This window comes from Streptomyces sp. NPDC059874 (assembly GCF_042731135.1).
Lineage (GTDB): Bacteria > Actinomycetota > Actinomycetes > Streptomycetales > Streptomycetaceae > Streptomyces.
Genome location: NZ_JBHWJY010000010.1, coordinates 1 through 13,841 on the forward strand (window position 1 = coordinate 1; position 13,841 = coordinate 13,841).

A 13,841-nucleotide genomic window follows, 5' to 3' on the forward strand; every position below is an offset into this window, starting at 1 on the left:
TTCCAGGGGTCGGAGGGCCGAGGGTGGTTGCGTTCGACGCCCTGCGGGGACGCCCCGACGCACACCCGACCCCGGCGGTGCGGGCCGGGTCCTGCGGGGGCATGCCGGCGCGCACCCAGCATCGGCGGTGCGGGCGGGGTCCTGCGGGGACATGCCGGCGCGCACCCGGCACCGGCGGTGCGGGCGGGGTCCTGCGGGGGCATGCCGGCGCGCACCCAGCATCGGCGGTGCGGGCGGGGTCCTGGGGGGGCATGCCGGCTCGCACCCAGCACCGGCGGTGCGGGCGGGGTCCTGCGGGGACGCCCCGACGCACGCCCGTCCCCGGCGGAGGCGGTCCGCGCCCTGCGGGACGCCCCACCGCGCACCCGACCCCGGCGGAGTCGGCTCAGCGCAGGTCCGGGACGTCGCCGCACGACGCTCGGGTGACCTCGACACCCGGCAGGCCCCGTGCCCACGGTGCGGTCACAGCGGCGAGCCGCGTCGTGTCGGGGGGAGTGGAGCCGAGGCCGATCGCGTAGCGGGCCAGGCCCGGGGCGGACTCGAACGGGCGGGGCCAGGCGTGGGCCTCCGCGACCCCGGCCTCCTCCAGGGCGGCGAGGAGCGCCCGCAGCCTGCCGCGCATGCGGCCCAGGGTCTCCTCGAAGTCTCCGTTCGGAGCCGTCCGTACGGTTACCACCGCCCACGCGGCGTGCCTGCGGTGGAGTGCCGGCGGGGCGGTGGTGGAGGCCGAGGGGTGGGTGGCGAGGAGCTCCCACGCCTCGTACAGTTCCCGGACCAGCAGCTCCCGCATGCCGGGACCCACCTGGGCGGTGCAACTGCGCAGAGGGTGGGACGGGGTCAGTACCGTGACCGGGGCCGGGGGTGAAAGGGGCGTGGAGGGGGACAGGGCGATCGGGTCGCGCCAGTCCCAGGCGGCCCAGGTGCCGAAGAAGTCCAGGAGCAGGGTGTCGGGGGAGCGGTCGGTGGCTTCCCGGACCGTGCGCGCCGCCAGCACCGACCAGGCCAGCCCCGGCAGACCGCCGAACGGCGCGGAGTCCAGACCTCGGGCCCGGGCCCATGCCTTCACCTGCTTGGCGAGCCCGGCGAATGCCGCGTGCTCCGGGCCCACGAAGTCCCGTAGCGTGTCGGCGTCGCTCACCGCGCTCAGTGCGAGGGCCGCCGCCTCGCCCAGTTCGGCGCGACGCGTCACCGCGTGCGCCGGGTCGTCGGCGCCGGTGGCGACGGCCACCAGGTCCACGTCCAGCGCCCCGACGCGGAACCGCAGCCCCGGCACCCGCGCCCCCGTCACCTCGCGCAGCCGGAGGGCCTCCGGAAGTGCTGCCGCCACGCGGTCCCGGAGCTCGGTCATGTCGCCGGGTCCCGACAGGGCCGCCACCAGGTCCAGGTCGGCCCCGGGCAGCGCGCAGCCCATGCGGCGGGATCCGGCGACGTGCAGCCGGGCGTCGCCCAGGGCTGCCCGCAGGCGTGCCGTCACCCGCTCGGCGTCGCCCTCGGTTGCGGGCTCGTACTCCGGCTCCGGCATCCACCGCACCTCACCGGTCCCCAGGGTCACGGTGGCGCGCACGCGCATGGGTCCGTCCCCGCGTCGGGAGAGCACGGCCAGCTCCCCGACCCGCGCGGACATCCCGCCGCCGAGCCGGGCGGTGAACTCCCCGGCGGCTCGGCGGGGATCGCGGCTGCGGCCCAGCGTGAGGTGCGGGGTGTAGCCCTCGGCGCGGCCCCGGCAGCCCGGGAACCGCTCCGTCAGGGCGCGCCGCAGATCCTGCCACGGCGCGTCACCGGCGGCGGCCGGGTCCAGCCAGAGCGTGGCGTCCTCGCGGTGCCCGAACTCGTACACGCCCTGGAGGAGGGCGTCGAACGGGCTTGTCCCGGCGGCCACTTCGGCGAGCAGGGGCAGGGCCTCGGTGAAGGAGGATTCCGGTACGAAGCCGAACAGCAGGTTCACGCGTGCGGGCCACCGATCGGCCTGCGGGTCGTGTTCCCTGCGCAATGTGTCGACGGCGTCCGGGAGTTGCGGTGGTAGCCAGGCCACTGCCGTGCGCGCCGTCGCGGGTACGTCGAGACGTGCGGGCCCGCCGGCCCCGAACTCCAGCGTCGCCTCCACCCCGTAGTGGTCGGAGGCGAACAGGCCCTCGGGATCCGGCGAGTCGCCGCGCAGTGCCGCCCGGGTCACCCTCGCTCCGGCGGTGCCCAGCAGGATCCGGTCCAGCCGGGAGGACCGCCCGGTCAGGGAGCCAACGGCGGCGAGGGGATTGGCCACCGGGTCAAAGGTCGGCGTGTCGTCCGCTGCCCCGTGTACGTCGTTCCACGCGTCCCGCATCCCGAGCGCGGCCGCGGGCCCCTCGGCCCCGGAGCGGCCGTCGTTGAAGTCGCCCAGCAGTGCCACCTCGGCGTCGATCCCGCCCAACCCTTCGGCGAGTCGGGCCAGTTCGGTCTCGCGCCGGAGGTCCCCGCGCTCGGTGTGGTCACTGGTCAGGTGGGTGGCGGCGACGACCAGAGGGCCGCCCGCTGTGTCCACCCTGACGGCGCTGACCGCCTTGTGCGGGCCCAGCATGTGCAGCCCCGCCTCCCGTACCGGCAGCCGGCTCAGCAGCAGCAGCCCGCACTCGGCGACGTCGCGGCCGCGCGGATCCGTGTCCACGGTGTACTCGGCGCGCACCCACTCCGCCGCCAGCAGCATGCCGAGCAGCTCGGGCTCCACCTCCTGGAGGGCGATGACATCGGCATCGGCGGCCGCCAGCTCGGCCAGCAGCAGCGGCCTGCGCCGGGCGGTGGCGATGCGCGGGGAGTCGTAGCGGTCCCAGAGGGTGTTCCAGGTGAGCAGCCGCACGGTGGCGGGGGAGTCCGCCGCGCTCCGGGCCTCGGCCGGCCGCCAGGCGCCGCCCGCCGGATCCCACGCGTGCGGGGTGCGGGCGGTGAAGAACGGCGCGCGCAGCAGACGCGGGTCGCGGACCCGGCCCGCCCGGGTGACGTCGATCCGGTCCGTGCCGGAGGCCCGGTCCCACACCAGCTCGCCGTCCGCCTCGACGAACAGCACCCGGTGCCAGGGGATGTCCCCGCCGGGCACGAAGGACGGCAGCGGGACCCGCTTCGGCGCGGCCCCGCGCTGCAGCAGACCGAGCACGAACCGCGCCGGGTCGAACCGGGGGTCCCAGCGGACCTGGTGGTAGAGCTCCTCGCTGGTGCGCATCAGAAGTCCCCGCTCTCCGTGTGTGACGCCGCGGCCAGGACGCCCGCCGTGTCGGCGACCTTTCCGTCCGCGCCGACGTACCAGGTACGGTGCGCCTGGCCGGGATACGGCGGGCTGAACCGGTGCGACTGCGAGGTGAGAACCTGGCCCGGCACCGGGTGCGGGCGCACGGAGTTGCGGCGCAGCAGCTCCTTCTCGTCGACCAGCAGCACGGCATGCGTCACCAGCGCGTCCCGGCGCCGCGCGACCGAGCCGGCCAGTCCGCGCTGCTGGTCGGTGAGCGAGGTGGCGTCCCACACCACGGTGCCGCCGCGGGCCAGCGCCGCGTCGAGCCGGTCAAGGCCCTCGCCCAGCACCTCCGCGTTGGCCCGCTGGTCCGCGCGGGAACCCCGGGCGGTGCGCAGATCGTCAAGGCTGACGTAGGCGTCCACGCCCGGCAGGGCGCGGCCGAAGGTGCTCTTCCCGCTGCCCGAAGGCCCGCTGAGCTGCACCAGCCGGGGGAACGTTCCCTCGCGCCACTTCCACGTCGCCGCCACCGCCTCCTCGACGACGATGCAGCTGACACCGGGACCCCAGCCGAGGCGCGTGCCCGCGATCCTGCCCTGTCCGAACGCGCGCCGAGCCTCCGCCCAGCAGCGGTCGGCCGCGTCCGCGTCCAGTCCTGCGAAGGGCTCCCGCAGTGCGGCGCGCAAGGACTCCAGCGGATCCGGGCCGCCGAGCAGCCCGGTCTCCTCGGCCCACAGCGCGGACCACTCCACGCACTCCCGTGCCTCCTGGCCATCGGCCAGGACTCCGGCGAGAGCGTGCAGCACCCCGAGATCGGCCGCGGCGGCCATCCGGACCAGCCCGGCCCGCCGCTCCGCGTCCGGGAACGGCCGCTGGAGGTACGGATACAGCCCCACCAGGTCGCCCACCCGCCGCGCGAGCGGCATCCCCAGCGGTCCCGCCGCGAGCCGTGCCATGATCCGGGCGCGCGGCTCACGGCGCAGCACGGCGGCCAGCACACCGGCCAGCCGCTCGTCCCCGGTCCGCCCCGACGCATCGATCCGGGCGGCCACTTCGGCGACCTCGTCGCCATCGGTGCCACTCATCCCGATGGCTTCGCACAACCCCGCCACATCGGCCTCCGCCCCCGACCGCACCGACCACAGCGGAGCCGCCGGACCCAGCCCGTTCGGTACCACCTGCGCGAACATCCAGTGCGCGTCGGTCTGTACGTGGCCACCGCGCACCCACTTGGCCACGCACCGCCCGAAGTCCTCGCGGGCGAAGCCGTCCGCCGTGCGCACGACGTACCCCTCCTGCCGCGCGGTGTCCAGCCGCAGCTTGCGCAGCGCGCGCTCGTCGAAGACGCCTCGCCACAGCACGCGCGGAGTGGGCACGCCCAGGCCGCGCAGGAACCGTACGGTCCGGTCCCAGTCCAGGCAGTGCTCCCCGTCCCACACCGAGAACCCGTAGAACCAGCTGTCGAGGTCCTCGTACGGGATCGAGTGGCGGGCGTACAGATTCTCCCCGCACACCCGCCAACCGTCAGGTATCCCGGCACCGATCCGGCCCTGGAGGCCCTTGACCCAGGCGCGCGAGGGATGGTGCGCCGAGTCGAGCGAGCGCGCGTGGAGGCCGTCCGCGTACAGCGTGGTGTTCTCGCCGTCGAGCTTCTCGGTCACCACGACCTCGCGCCCGGCCAGCCCCGCGAGACCGGTGGCTCGGACGTCGTCCGCCGCCGCCCCGGGGGACCAGGGCAGATGCGGCGTACGGGGATAGTGGGTGCGCATGATCCGCTCCTGCTCGACGACGTGGTGCCTCGTCACTGTAGGTATGCGGAGCCGGCCCATCCATCGAATAACTCAGGGGCGACGGCCCGACCACGCCACCAGCCGGTCGAGGGCGGGAGCGTCCGCCGGTACCGGAACCACCTCGCCGTACGGGATCCGGCCGCCGCGGGTCTCGGCCGGCAGCGTCCGGATCATGACGTCGACCAGCCGCTCCAGCAGGTCGGTGTCCCAGTCCGGCCGCTGCCCGGTCGCGGTGGCCAGGTCCCAGGTGTGCAGGGTCAGCTCGTTGGTGTAGACGGCCGCGGCGACCGCCCCCGGCATGACGCCCATCGGCAGGCGCAGCTCCCGGGCCGGCAGCTCCGGATCCGCCCACACCTTCACCGCCTCGTCGGCGGCCGGACCCCAGGCCGCCGCCCATTCGCCGTCGGCGAGCTCGTCGGCGAAGGAGGAGACGCTGAACGGGTCCTCGCCCCGCCCGATCACCGAGATCCGCCGCAGCACGCCCACGAGATGGCTCGACAGCCGCCGGACGTCGAACTCGCCGCAGGGGGTGGGGGCGTCGTACTGGTCCGGCCGGACGGCGGCCAGGGTACGCCCGGCCAGGGCGATCGCAGCCGCGAGACCCGGACGGGTGTCGACGGCGGGGGACAGGGGTGCGGTGAACTGCTCGGTTTCGGTCATGACCTCATCCTGGAGGCCAAAGTGGCCACCTTCTGGCCACTTTTCCGGGGAGAATCCTCTCCATGCGAAACGACCCCCATGAAGGCTGACCGGCTGGTGGCCACCCTGCTCTTCCTCCAGGAGCGGGGGCGCGTCACGGTCGCCGAAGTGGCCGCGGAACTCGACGTGTCGCAGCGGACGGCGCGCCGCGACCTGGAGTCCCTGGCCGCGGCCGGCATCCCCGTCTACTCGCAACGCGGGCGCGGCGGCGGCTGGTCCCTGGTCGGCGGCGCCCGCACCAATCTCACGGGCCTGACCGCCGAGGAGATCCGGGCGCTGTTCCTCATCACGGGCCCGCTCGCCGCCACTCCCGAACTGCGCACCGTCCTGCGCAAGCTGGTCCGGGCCCTGCCCGCCCCGCTCCGCGGCGACGCCGAGGCCGCCGGCAGGGCCACCGCCGTCGACGGCACGGACTGGGCGCGCACCCCCGTCACGGCCGCCGGCCCGCACCGCTCGGCGCTCCAGCGGGCCGCCGTGGAGGGCGAGCGGATCCGGCTCGGGTACGCGGGCGTGGGCAAACCGGCCCGGGTCCGCGTGGTCGACCCGCTCGGGCTCGTGGCCAAGGCGGGCATCGAGTACCTGGTCGCCGGTACGGAGGAAGGGCTGCGGACCTTTCGGCTCAGCCGGGTCACTTCGGTCGAACCGACCGGCGAACCGGCCCACCGGCCACCGGACTTCGACCTCGCCACGGCCTGGCGGGAACTGGCCGGAGCCATGGAGGACCGGCTGTACGCGGTGACCGCCCGGGCGCGGGTCGACCCCGAGGTGCTGCCCCGGCTGGCCCGGCTCTCCGGCGGCCGCCTGCGCGTCGGGGACCCGCTGCCCGACGGCTGGACCGAGATCTGGATCGACGGCCCGGCACCGAGGGCGCTGGCCGCCCATCTGTCGGGGCTGGGGAACCGCGTGGAGGTGCTGGACCCGCCGGAGGTACGGGAATGGCTGGCCCGCCTGGGCGCCGAACTCGTCGGACTGTACGGGGAGTAGGGCACAGCACTAGCGACACAGGGCCACGATGTCCGGGGACACCGTGCCCTTGGCCGCGGCGCACAGCGGGGCCATGTCGTACGTCCGCAGCGGTGCGGGCCGGGCCTTCACGGGGGAGGGCTTCCGTTTGCGGGGCTTCACGGGTGCGGGCTTCGCCGGCTTGGCGGCCCTCGGGGGCTTCGCGGGCTTGGCCGGCTTCGCCCGCGGCGGACGGTTCGGCCGGGCGGCGGCCGACACCGGGAGCCGTGCGGGCACCGGCGGAGCGGACTCGGACTCGGGCGCGGGCGCCGCGGGCAGGGTTCCCAACGGCAGAGCGGGGGCGGCCGGGAGCGGGGATTGCGTGCGGGCCGCGGCGGGCGCGAGGCGTGCCGGGTCCGGCGGGGCGGCGGGGTGCACGGTCACGCATCCGGTGGCCATGAGGAGCGCGGCAAGGGTCAGGGGCAAGGCCCGGCGCAGCTGCATCCGCCCACCCTGCCGTACCGGCGCCGCTCGAACCGAACCCATCACCCGTACGAGTGCCCCGCCGGCCGCGTGGAGCGGGGGTCCCCATCCCGCAGCTCGCCGCACGCCGAGCGAGGCTGAGCCTCGGCCCGGATCATTCCGTCCATGTCGACCCCGCGCACATGGGTGCCCGGGGCGACGTCCTCACCGGACGGGAGCAGTCCTCCGTCCGGTCACGTGGTCGGACCGGTGGGTTTCACGCCGCCAGTCCGCTCGAAGACCGTACCAGGGTCCGCATAACCCGGTAATAAGGAGGTATGGAAGGTATGGGGAGGGTAAAGGGGGTTCGGTCGGTCCCTGCCTCGGAGTCGCCGTAACCAGGGGGCCGCGCGAGCTGTTGCACAGCCGGCGGCCCACCCACGGTGAACGGAGTCCCGATGTCGCAGATGTCGCAGCAGACCGATGAGGCGCAGGCGCGACCGGGCACCTGGATGACCCCCGCCGCGTACGGCGCCTCACGCGCCGCCGTGTGGACCGCGGCCGTGGTCCTGGTCACCGACATCGACGGACGGGTGCTCGTCCAGAGCGTCGACTACCGGGCCGACCGGCTGCTGCCCGGCGGAGCCGTGGACGCGGGGGAGTCGCCCTCGGCGGCTGCGGCCCGCGAGATGTGGGAGGAGCTCGGCGTCGAGGGCGACTACCGGCGCGGGCTCGCCGTGGACTGGATCCCCGCCGACACCCCCGGCTTTCCGCCCGAGATGCGGTTCCCCGGGGAGATCCTGCACGTCTACGACGGCGGTACCTGGACCCCGGAGCGGATCGACTCCGTCCGCCTCCCGGCCCAGGAGGTGACCGGCATCCACTTCGCCGAGCCCGCCGATCTGCCCGCCCTGATGGACGCGGGCGACGCCCGCCGGGCCCTGTCCGCCCTGCGCGCCCGCGTCAACGGCTCGGGCACCGCCCTGCTGGAGGACGGCAGACCGACCGCACCCACCGCCCTGGACCGGCTCGGCGTGCTCCGCACCCGCCGGATCCCGCAGCGCGGCCCCTGGCATCCGGGCCCGGTCCCCGCCCACCTGCCGGTACGGGACCGCTCCGGCTGGCTGTTCGCCCCCGACGGCAGGGTCCTGATCCTGGTCGCCCGGGCCACCGGAGCCGTCCACCTCCCGCCCCTGACGAGCGCGCCCACCACGGGCGCCGCCCCGCTCGGCTACCGGTACGGCGACCAGGGCGCCCACGTCCGCACGGCGGCCCGCCTCGGCTCCCTCCCCCCGGCGGCGGACCCGGCGTACGCCCGTCTGCTGGCCACCGCGGAACAGGTGCGCGAGCTGAGCGACTGGGGCCCGGCGGGCGCCCAGGAGCTGGCCGCGGTCCACACGGCCCGCACTCGCCTGGCCCTTCCCGCTCCCACCCGCACCCCACCCACGGAACTCCCGGAATCGGGCACCCGCTGGTAGGGCAGCGGGCGCCCGCCCCGGCCGGTTTCCGTCACCGCCGTGATCGGGAAATCCGACGTCCGCGGTCCACGGTCCCGCAGCATGGGGCCATGAGCGACAGTGCGATCACCTACACCCTGTACATCCAGGCCGATCCCGCCCGGGTCTGGCAGGCCCTCACCGAGCCCGCCTTCACCCGCCGGTACTGGGGCCTGAGCTTCGAGACCGACTGGGCGGTGGGCTCGCCGATGGACTGGGTCGAACGCGGGGCCCGTACCAGTGACCCCGAGCAGGTGGTCCTCGGCTGCGTCCCGGACCGGATGCTCTCCTACACCTGGCACACCTTCACCGCGCAGTGGGCGGCCGCGGCCGGCATCGGCGAGGAGTTGCGGGCCGAACTGGCCGAGGCGCCGCGCACGAAGGTCACGTACGAGATCGAGCCGGTCGGCGACACCCTCGCCCGGCTGACCATCCTCCACGAGGGCTTCGAGCCGGGCGGCACGCTGATCGGCATGTGCGGGCGGGCCTGGCCGATGCTCGCGTCGAGCCTCAAGACCCTGCTGGAGACCGGGGCCCCGCTGCCCGAACCGGGGCAGGAGTCCGGTGGCGGTAGCTGATCCGCGGGCGGGGAGGGCCGGCGCGCGTCCCGTGGCCGGCTCTCCCGTCGGCCCGGCGGACCCGGCCGAACTGTCCTTTCCCTTAGCTGAGATCATGTGTGCCCACCACACATCGGGAGCGTGACGGGCGGCATGGGCGGCAGGGGACGGACGCTGGCGGAGATCCTGGACGCTGCGGCGGCGGGGCGCTTCCCGCCCCCGGACGGCGGGACGACCGTGGTTCCGCAGGAGAACCGGCGCGACGCGGGCGTCATCGCCTTCACGGCACACTCCGTGGTGTTCACCGACGAGGACCCGGACTGGGTGCGGTCCACCCTCGCCGCGGTCGACGCCGATGCGCTCGCCGCCACCATGAACGCCCGGTTCCTGGCCGCGCTGCTCGACCGTACGGGCCGCAGCACCGACACGATCGACCTGCTGACGGTCGCCGACCCGCTGCCCGGCGAACCCCCGCTCGACCTGCGCGAGATCGACGACCCCGACCACCCCCGCGTACGACGGGCCCTCGGCCGGCGCGACGACGTACGGGTCTGGGCGGCGGACGGCGGGGTGCTGGTCCTCGGCCGGGGCGTCGCGGGCCGCTGGGAGGCGGCGATCGAGGTGGACGAGGGCGTGCGCGACCGGGGCCTGGGCCGCGAACTGGCCGTGGCCGCCCGCCACCTCGTCCCCGCCGGCGCACCGGTCTGGTCCCAGCAGGCCACCGGCAACGCGCGCAGCATCCGCGTCTTCCAGGCCGCCGGCTACCGCCCGATCGGCGCCGAGTCCCTGATGCTGGCCCCCGCCCAGGCCACCGCGCACCGGTAGCGGCACCCTGACCGCCGGCCGCCCCTGGCGGTCGTGTGGAATGGATGCCATGGGGAGAGGGATGAAGAAGCAGCGGCCCGCCATCGGCATGCCGGAGGGTGCGAGGGCCGGGCACGTTCGCGAAGGCCTCAAGCGATGAGCCGCCCGGACGGCGGCAGCGCCGGCACGTCACCGGAGCACTGGCGGTACGGCCGACACCTGGAGGCCCTGGCCGGGGCGTGCGGTGCGGGCGCCGAAGCCGCGGCGGTGGCCGCCGTGCTGCGCGACCCCGACCCGGTGATGGCCGAGAGTGCGGTGGTCACCCACCTGGACCGGCGTGCGGCGCGGCTCCTGGTCGACGAGGGGTTCTCCGCCTGGGCTCAGGCCCTGACCGGTGTGCTCGCCGGCCGGGCCTTCCCCGAGCGGCGGCTGCGCGAATGGACCCTGCTCAAGGCCATCACCCGCGGCGAGCCCTGGTCCGACGCGGAGCTCACCCACGCCTCGGACTGGTGCCAGCGCACCGCCGCCCAGTCGACGGCCTCCGCCGAGGCCCTCGCCCTGCTCGCGGCCGCCGCCCGCACCCGCCGCGTCCGCAACGCCGCCGCCGGCCGTCTGAGTCGCCGTACGGCGGCCGCGACCTCCGTGTGAGCCGACGCCATTGATTCCACGCAAATGTGCCGAGAGTCTCGTCACACGTCTGTTCGGCGTCTAGGGTGCCGTTAACCCGGCCGGGTATCAGCGTTGAATCGATGCCACTCCGCTGGAGGATGACTCTTCGTGTCGCACGTTTCGCATGCTCCCGTCAGCACCCCCGACGGCGAGCAGGACCTGCCCGTACCCACCGCATACGGTGAGGTCAAAGGCTGGTTCTCGGCCTCCGACCAGGTGCTCTTCGACTGGTTCCTGACCCGCCAGAACAGCGGCGCCGCCCTGTCGGGCGACCTTCTGGAACTGGGCGTGTTCATGGGGAAGAGCGCGATCTTCCTCGGCCGCTATCTGCGGGAGGGCGAGGAGTTCACCGTCTGCGACCTCTTCGACTCGCCCGCCGTGGACGAGCTGAACCTCGCGGAGAACCGCCAGTCGTACCCCACCCTCACCCGGCGCGGGTTCGAGACGAACTACCTGGCCTTCCACGAGGCACTGCCGACCGTCATCCAGGCCCCGACCTCCGTCGTCGGCGCCGAGGTGCGCCCGGCGAGCTGCCGGTTCGTCCATATCGACGCGTCCCACCTCTACGAGCACGTCGTCACGGACATCGAGTCCTCACGGCTCGTGGCGACCCCCGGCGCCGTGGTGGTCTTCGACGACTACCGCTCCGCGCACTGTCCCGGGGTCGCGGCCGCGGTCTGGTCGGCGGTGGTCTCGGGCGGGCTGAACCCCATCTGCGCCTCCGACATGAAGCTCTACGCGACCTGGGGCGACCCGGAAGCGCACCAGAAGGCCCTCCTGGACTGGCTGGACGGCCGTTCGGACCTCGGCTACGGCGTGGACATGATCGCGGGCCGGTCCCTCGTGCACATCTCGGACGCCGGGGCCCGGCCGCCGGCGCTCCCGCAGCCGCTGCACGCCGCGCCCGCGCCGGCCCCCGCTGCCACCGCCCCCGCCCGAAGGCCGGGTGCCCGCGGGCGCAAGCTCGCCAAGGACCTGCTGCCGCCGGTCGTCACCCGCGCGATCATCGCCTGGCGCCGCCGCCGGCGCGGCTGACCGCCGCCGCGTACGCCGGACCGCGCCCCCGCGAGGTCCGGCGTACGCCGCGTACGCGGCTCAGATGCCCTTGCGCACCCTGGCCGCCCGGCGGGCCTCGGCCTGCTGGCGGGCTTCCAGCGTCTTGCGGGACTCCTTGCCCTTGCCCGGACGCCCCGGCCGGGTGCCCATCCCGCGGAAGCCGAGCTCCGAGCCGGAAGGCCTGCCCTTGGCGTCGGTCGGCGCGGCGCCGGCCAGCGGAACCCCGGAGGGTGCCTTCGCCCCGGTGATCCGACTCAGCGCCGCCTCCCCGGACCGCACCTGAGTGATCGTCGGACGGATCCGCGCGTCCGACATCAGCCGGACCATGTCCCGGCGCTGGTTGGGGGTGACGAGGGTGACGACCCGCCCGGACTCGCCGGCCCGCGCGGTACGGCCGCCACGGTGCAGGTAGTCCTTGTGGTCCGCGGGCGGGTCCACGTTGACCACGAGGTCGAGGTCGTCGATGTGGATGCCGCGCGCCGCGACGTTCGTGGCGACCAGGACGGTGACGGCCCCCGTCTTGAACTGCGCCAGGGTCCGGGTGCGCTGCGGCTGTGACTTGCCGCTGTGCAGGCCCTCCGCCCGTACGCCCATGGCCCGCAGGTGCTTCACGAACTGGTCGACGCCGTGCTTGGTGTCGAGGAACATCAGCACCCGGTTGTCGCGCGCCGCGATCTCGGTCGCAGCCGAGTACTTGTCGGCCGCGTGGATGTGCAGCACGTGGTGGTCCATCGTGGTCACCGCGCCCGCCTGCGGGTCCACCGAGTGCGCGACCGGGTCCTTCAGGTAGCCGCGGACCAGCTGGTCCACATTGCGGTCCAGGGTCGCCGAGAACAGCATCCGCTGCCCCGCGTGGTGCACTTGGTCCAGGATCTCCGTGACCTGCGGCATGAAGCCCATGTCGCACATCTGGTCGGCCTCGTCGAGCACGGTGATCCGCACCCGCTCCAGGTGCACGTCACGCCGCCCGACCAGGTCGCTGAGGCGCCCCGGGGTGGCCACCACGACCTCGGCGCCGGTGCGCAGCGCGCTGACCTGGCGACCGATCGACAGCCCGCCGACCACCGTGGCCATCCGCAGCTTCAGGGCCTTGGCGTAGGGGTCCAGCGCCTCGGTCACCTGCTGCGCCAGCTCGCGCGTCGGTACGAGGACCAGCGCCAGCGGGCGCTTCGGGTCGGCCTGCTGCCCCGCCGTGCGGGCCAGCAGGGCCAGGCCGAAGGCGAGGGTCTTGCCGGAGCCGGTCCGCGCGCGGCCCAGGACGTCCCGACCGGCGAGGGCGTTGGGCAGCGTCGCGGCCTGGATGGGGAACGGTTCCTTGACCTCCAGCTCGGCCATGGTGGTCACCAGCTCGGCGGGCAGGTCCAGCTCGGAGAACGAGGCCACCGGCGCCAGCCCCGGCACCTTCGGCTCGTGCATCGTGAACTCACCCTGCGGCCCGACGCTCCGGGGGGCCTTGGCCGCGGTCTTCGCACCGGGCCTGGCACCGCCCTTCACACCGAATCGGCCATGAGCTGACGGGTTCCTCATGCAGGACCTTTCGAAGCAAGAAATGCGCGACGGGAAAGAGGAGGGGAAGGCATAGGGAAAAAGAAGATGGTCAACCGCCCATGGTACCAGCGGGGCCGCGGGCCACCCCTTGCGGCGGCCCGGCGGCCAGTTCGCCGGACCGCACCTGTGCCAGGTGGCCGCGGACCTCGTCCGCGGCCCGGCCGAACCAGTCGGCGATCACGGCGACCTCGTCGGGCGTGTAGTCGGCGAACAGCGCGCCGAGGCGGTCGTAGAAGGGCTGGTACACGGCGAAGATCCGCGCACTCGCCGCCGCGTCGGCCACCACCCGGACCCGGCGCCGGTCGGCCGGGTCGGCCTGGCGACGCGCGTATCCGGCGCGCTCCAGGCGGTTGAGCACCCCGGTGACGGCGCCGGTGGTGAGGTTCGTGAGCCGGCCGAGGTCGCCGGCGGAGAGGGGGGTGTTCCCGGCGCCCAGGATGTGGCCCAGGCAGGTCAGGTCGGTGACGTTCAGCCCGAGCATCTGCGCCACCTCCTGCTGGGCGATGACTCCGAGGGCGACGTACTGGTCCATGCGCGAAAGTGCCTCCCCGGCCGTGGCCGCGGGGCGGGGCTTGCCCTGCACGCAGATACTCCTTAGCATCTAAGTTACTTAGCTCGTGAG

The 13,841-nt window shown here is 74.6% G+C and carries 12 protein-coding genes; 6 read left to right on the plus strand and 6 right to left on the minus strand.

Going from position 1 to position 13,841, the window contains the following annotated elements; genetic code table 11:
* Positions 1-385: 385 nt before the first annotated feature.
* The 3 genes from ACFV9H_RS08140 to ACFV9H_RS08150 form a co-directional block, all read right to left on the minus strand.
* Entirely contained in the window at positions 386-3,190 is a 2,805-nt protein-coding gene (locus ACFV9H_RS08140; protein WP_385394951.1) for a poly(A) polymerase, read from the minus strand.
* On the minus strand, positions 3,190-4,965 hold the full coding sequence (locus ACFV9H_RS08145; RefSeq protein ID WP_385395288.1) for an RNA ligase family protein: 1,776 nt from the start codon (positions 4,963-4,965) through the stop codon (positions 3,190-3,192). Before ACFV9H_RS08145 ends, ACFV9H_RS08140 begins: the two co-directional genes overlap by 1 nt.
* A gap of 72 nt (positions 4,966-5,037) precedes the next feature.
* On the minus strand, positions 5,038-5,646 hold the full coding sequence (locus tag ACFV9H_RS08150) for a TIGR03086 family metal-binding protein (RefSeq protein WP_385394952.1): 609 nt from the start codon (positions 5,644-5,646) through the stop codon (positions 5,038-5,040).
* 78 nt (positions 5,647-5,724) lie between these two features.
* Here ACFV9H_RS08150 and ACFV9H_RS08155 point away from each other — a divergent pair, with 78 nt between their 5' ends.
* Positions 5,725-6,669, plus strand: a complete 945-nt coding sequence (locus ACFV9H_RS08155) for a helix-turn-helix transcriptional regulator (protein WP_385394954.1) — start codon at positions 5,725-5,727, stop codon at positions 6,667-6,669.
* A 9-nt stretch (positions 6,670-6,678) separates the two neighbouring features.
* Here ACFV9H_RS08155 and ACFV9H_RS08160 read toward each other — a convergent pair whose 3' ends face one another.
* Entirely contained in the window at positions 6,679-7,131 is a 453-nt protein-coding gene (locus ACFV9H_RS08160; protein ID WP_385394956.1) for a hypothetical protein, read from the minus strand.
* 416 nt (positions 7,132-7,547) lie between these two features.
* Between ACFV9H_RS08160 and ACFV9H_RS08165 the strand changes: the two genes are divergently transcribed.
* From ACFV9H_RS08165 to ACFV9H_RS08185, 5 genes are all read left to right on the plus strand, one after another.
* Positions 7,548-8,567: an NUDIX domain-containing protein gene (locus tag ACFV9H_RS08165; protein ID WP_385394958.1), complete on the plus strand. Its 1,020-nt coding sequence runs from the start codon at positions 7,548-7,550 to the stop codon at positions 8,565-8,567.
* Between the two features lie 89 nt (positions 8,568-8,656).
* Positions 8,657-9,163, plus strand: coding sequence for an SRPBCC family protein (locus ACFV9H_RS08170; protein ID WP_385394960.1), 507 nt, complete (start codon positions 8,657-8,659; stop codon positions 9,161-9,163).
* A 132-nt stretch (positions 9,164-9,295) separates the two neighbouring features.
* The gene (locus ACFV9H_RS08175; protein WP_385394963.1) at positions 9,296-9,967 is read left to right on the plus strand and encodes a GNAT family N-acetyltransferase; all 672 of its coding nucleotides are present in this window, start codon (positions 9,296-9,298) and stop codon (positions 9,965-9,967) included.
* A 135-nt stretch (positions 9,968-10,102) separates the two neighbouring features.
* Positions 10,103-10,594 carry a hypothetical protein gene (locus tag ACFV9H_RS08180; RefSeq protein WP_385394965.1) on the plus strand — a complete coding sequence of 164 codons (492 nt, stop codon included), beginning with the start codon at positions 10,103-10,105 and terminating at the stop codon, positions 10,592-10,594.
* Positions 10,595-10,723: 129 nt separating this feature from the next.
* Positions 10,724-11,650, plus strand: coding sequence for a class I SAM-dependent methyltransferase (locus ACFV9H_RS08185; protein WP_385394968.1), 927 nt, complete (start codon positions 10,724-10,726; stop codon positions 11,648-11,650).
* A gap of 60 nt (positions 11,651-11,710) precedes the next feature.
* On the opposite strand, the gene ACFV9H_RS08190 is transcribed toward ACFV9H_RS08185, so the two are convergent.
* Positions 11,711-13,198 (minus strand): DEAD/DEAH box helicase, encoded by a 1,488-nt coding sequence (locus ACFV9H_RS08190; protein ID WP_385394971.1) that lies wholly within the window; start codon positions 13,196-13,198, stop codon positions 11,711-11,713.
* Between the two features lie 70 nt (positions 13,199-13,268).
* Entirely contained in the window at positions 13,269-13,802 is a 534-nt protein-coding gene (locus ACFV9H_RS08195; protein ID WP_385394974.1) for a MarR family winged helix-turn-helix transcriptional regulator, read from the minus strand.
* Positions 13,803-13,841 lie beyond the last annotated feature (39 nt).

Bases quoted from the DNA above. Each gene is read 5' to 3' on its own strand.
- ACFV9H_RS08140 (WP_385394951.1), bottom strand. From the start codon at position 3,190: ATGCGCACCAGCGAGGAGCTCTACCACCAGGTCCGCTGGGACCCCCGG.
- ACFV9H_RS08145 (WP_385395288.1), bottom strand. From the start codon at position 4,965: ATGCGCACCCACTATCCCCGTACGCCGCATCTGCCCTGGTCCCCCGGG.
- ACFV9H_RS08155 (WP_385394954.1), top strand. From the start codon at position 5,725: ATGAAGGCTGACCGGCTGGTGGCCACCCTGCTCTTCCTCCAGGAGCGG.
- ACFV9H_RS08170 (WP_385394960.1), top strand. From the start codon at position 8,657: ATGAGCGACAGTGCGATCACCTACACCCTGTACATCCAGGCCGATCCC.
- ACFV9H_RS08175 (WP_385394963.1), top strand. From the start codon at position 9,296: ATGGGCGGCAGGGGACGGACGCTGGCGGAGATCCTGGACGCTGCGGCG.
- ACFV9H_RS08180 (WP_385394965.1), top strand. From the start codon at position 10,103: ATGAGCCGCCCGGACGGCGGCAGCGCCGGCACGTCACCGGAGCACTGG.
- ACFV9H_RS08190 (WP_385394971.1), bottom strand. From the start codon at position 13,198: ATGAGGAACCCGTCAGCTCATGGCCGATTCGGTGTGAAGGGCGGTGCC.
- ACFV9H_RS08160 (WP_385394956.1), bottom strand. From the start codon at position 7,131: ATGCAGCTGCGCCGGGCCTTGCCCCTGACCCTTGCCGCGCTCCTCATG.
- ACFV9H_RS08150 (WP_385394952.1), bottom strand. From the start codon at position 5,646: ATGACCGAAACCGAGCAGTTCACCGCACCCCTGTCCCCCGCCGTCGAC.
- ACFV9H_RS08165 (WP_385394958.1), top strand. From the start codon at position 7,548: ATGTCGCAGATGTCGCAGCAGACCGATGAGGCGCAGGCGCGACCGGGC.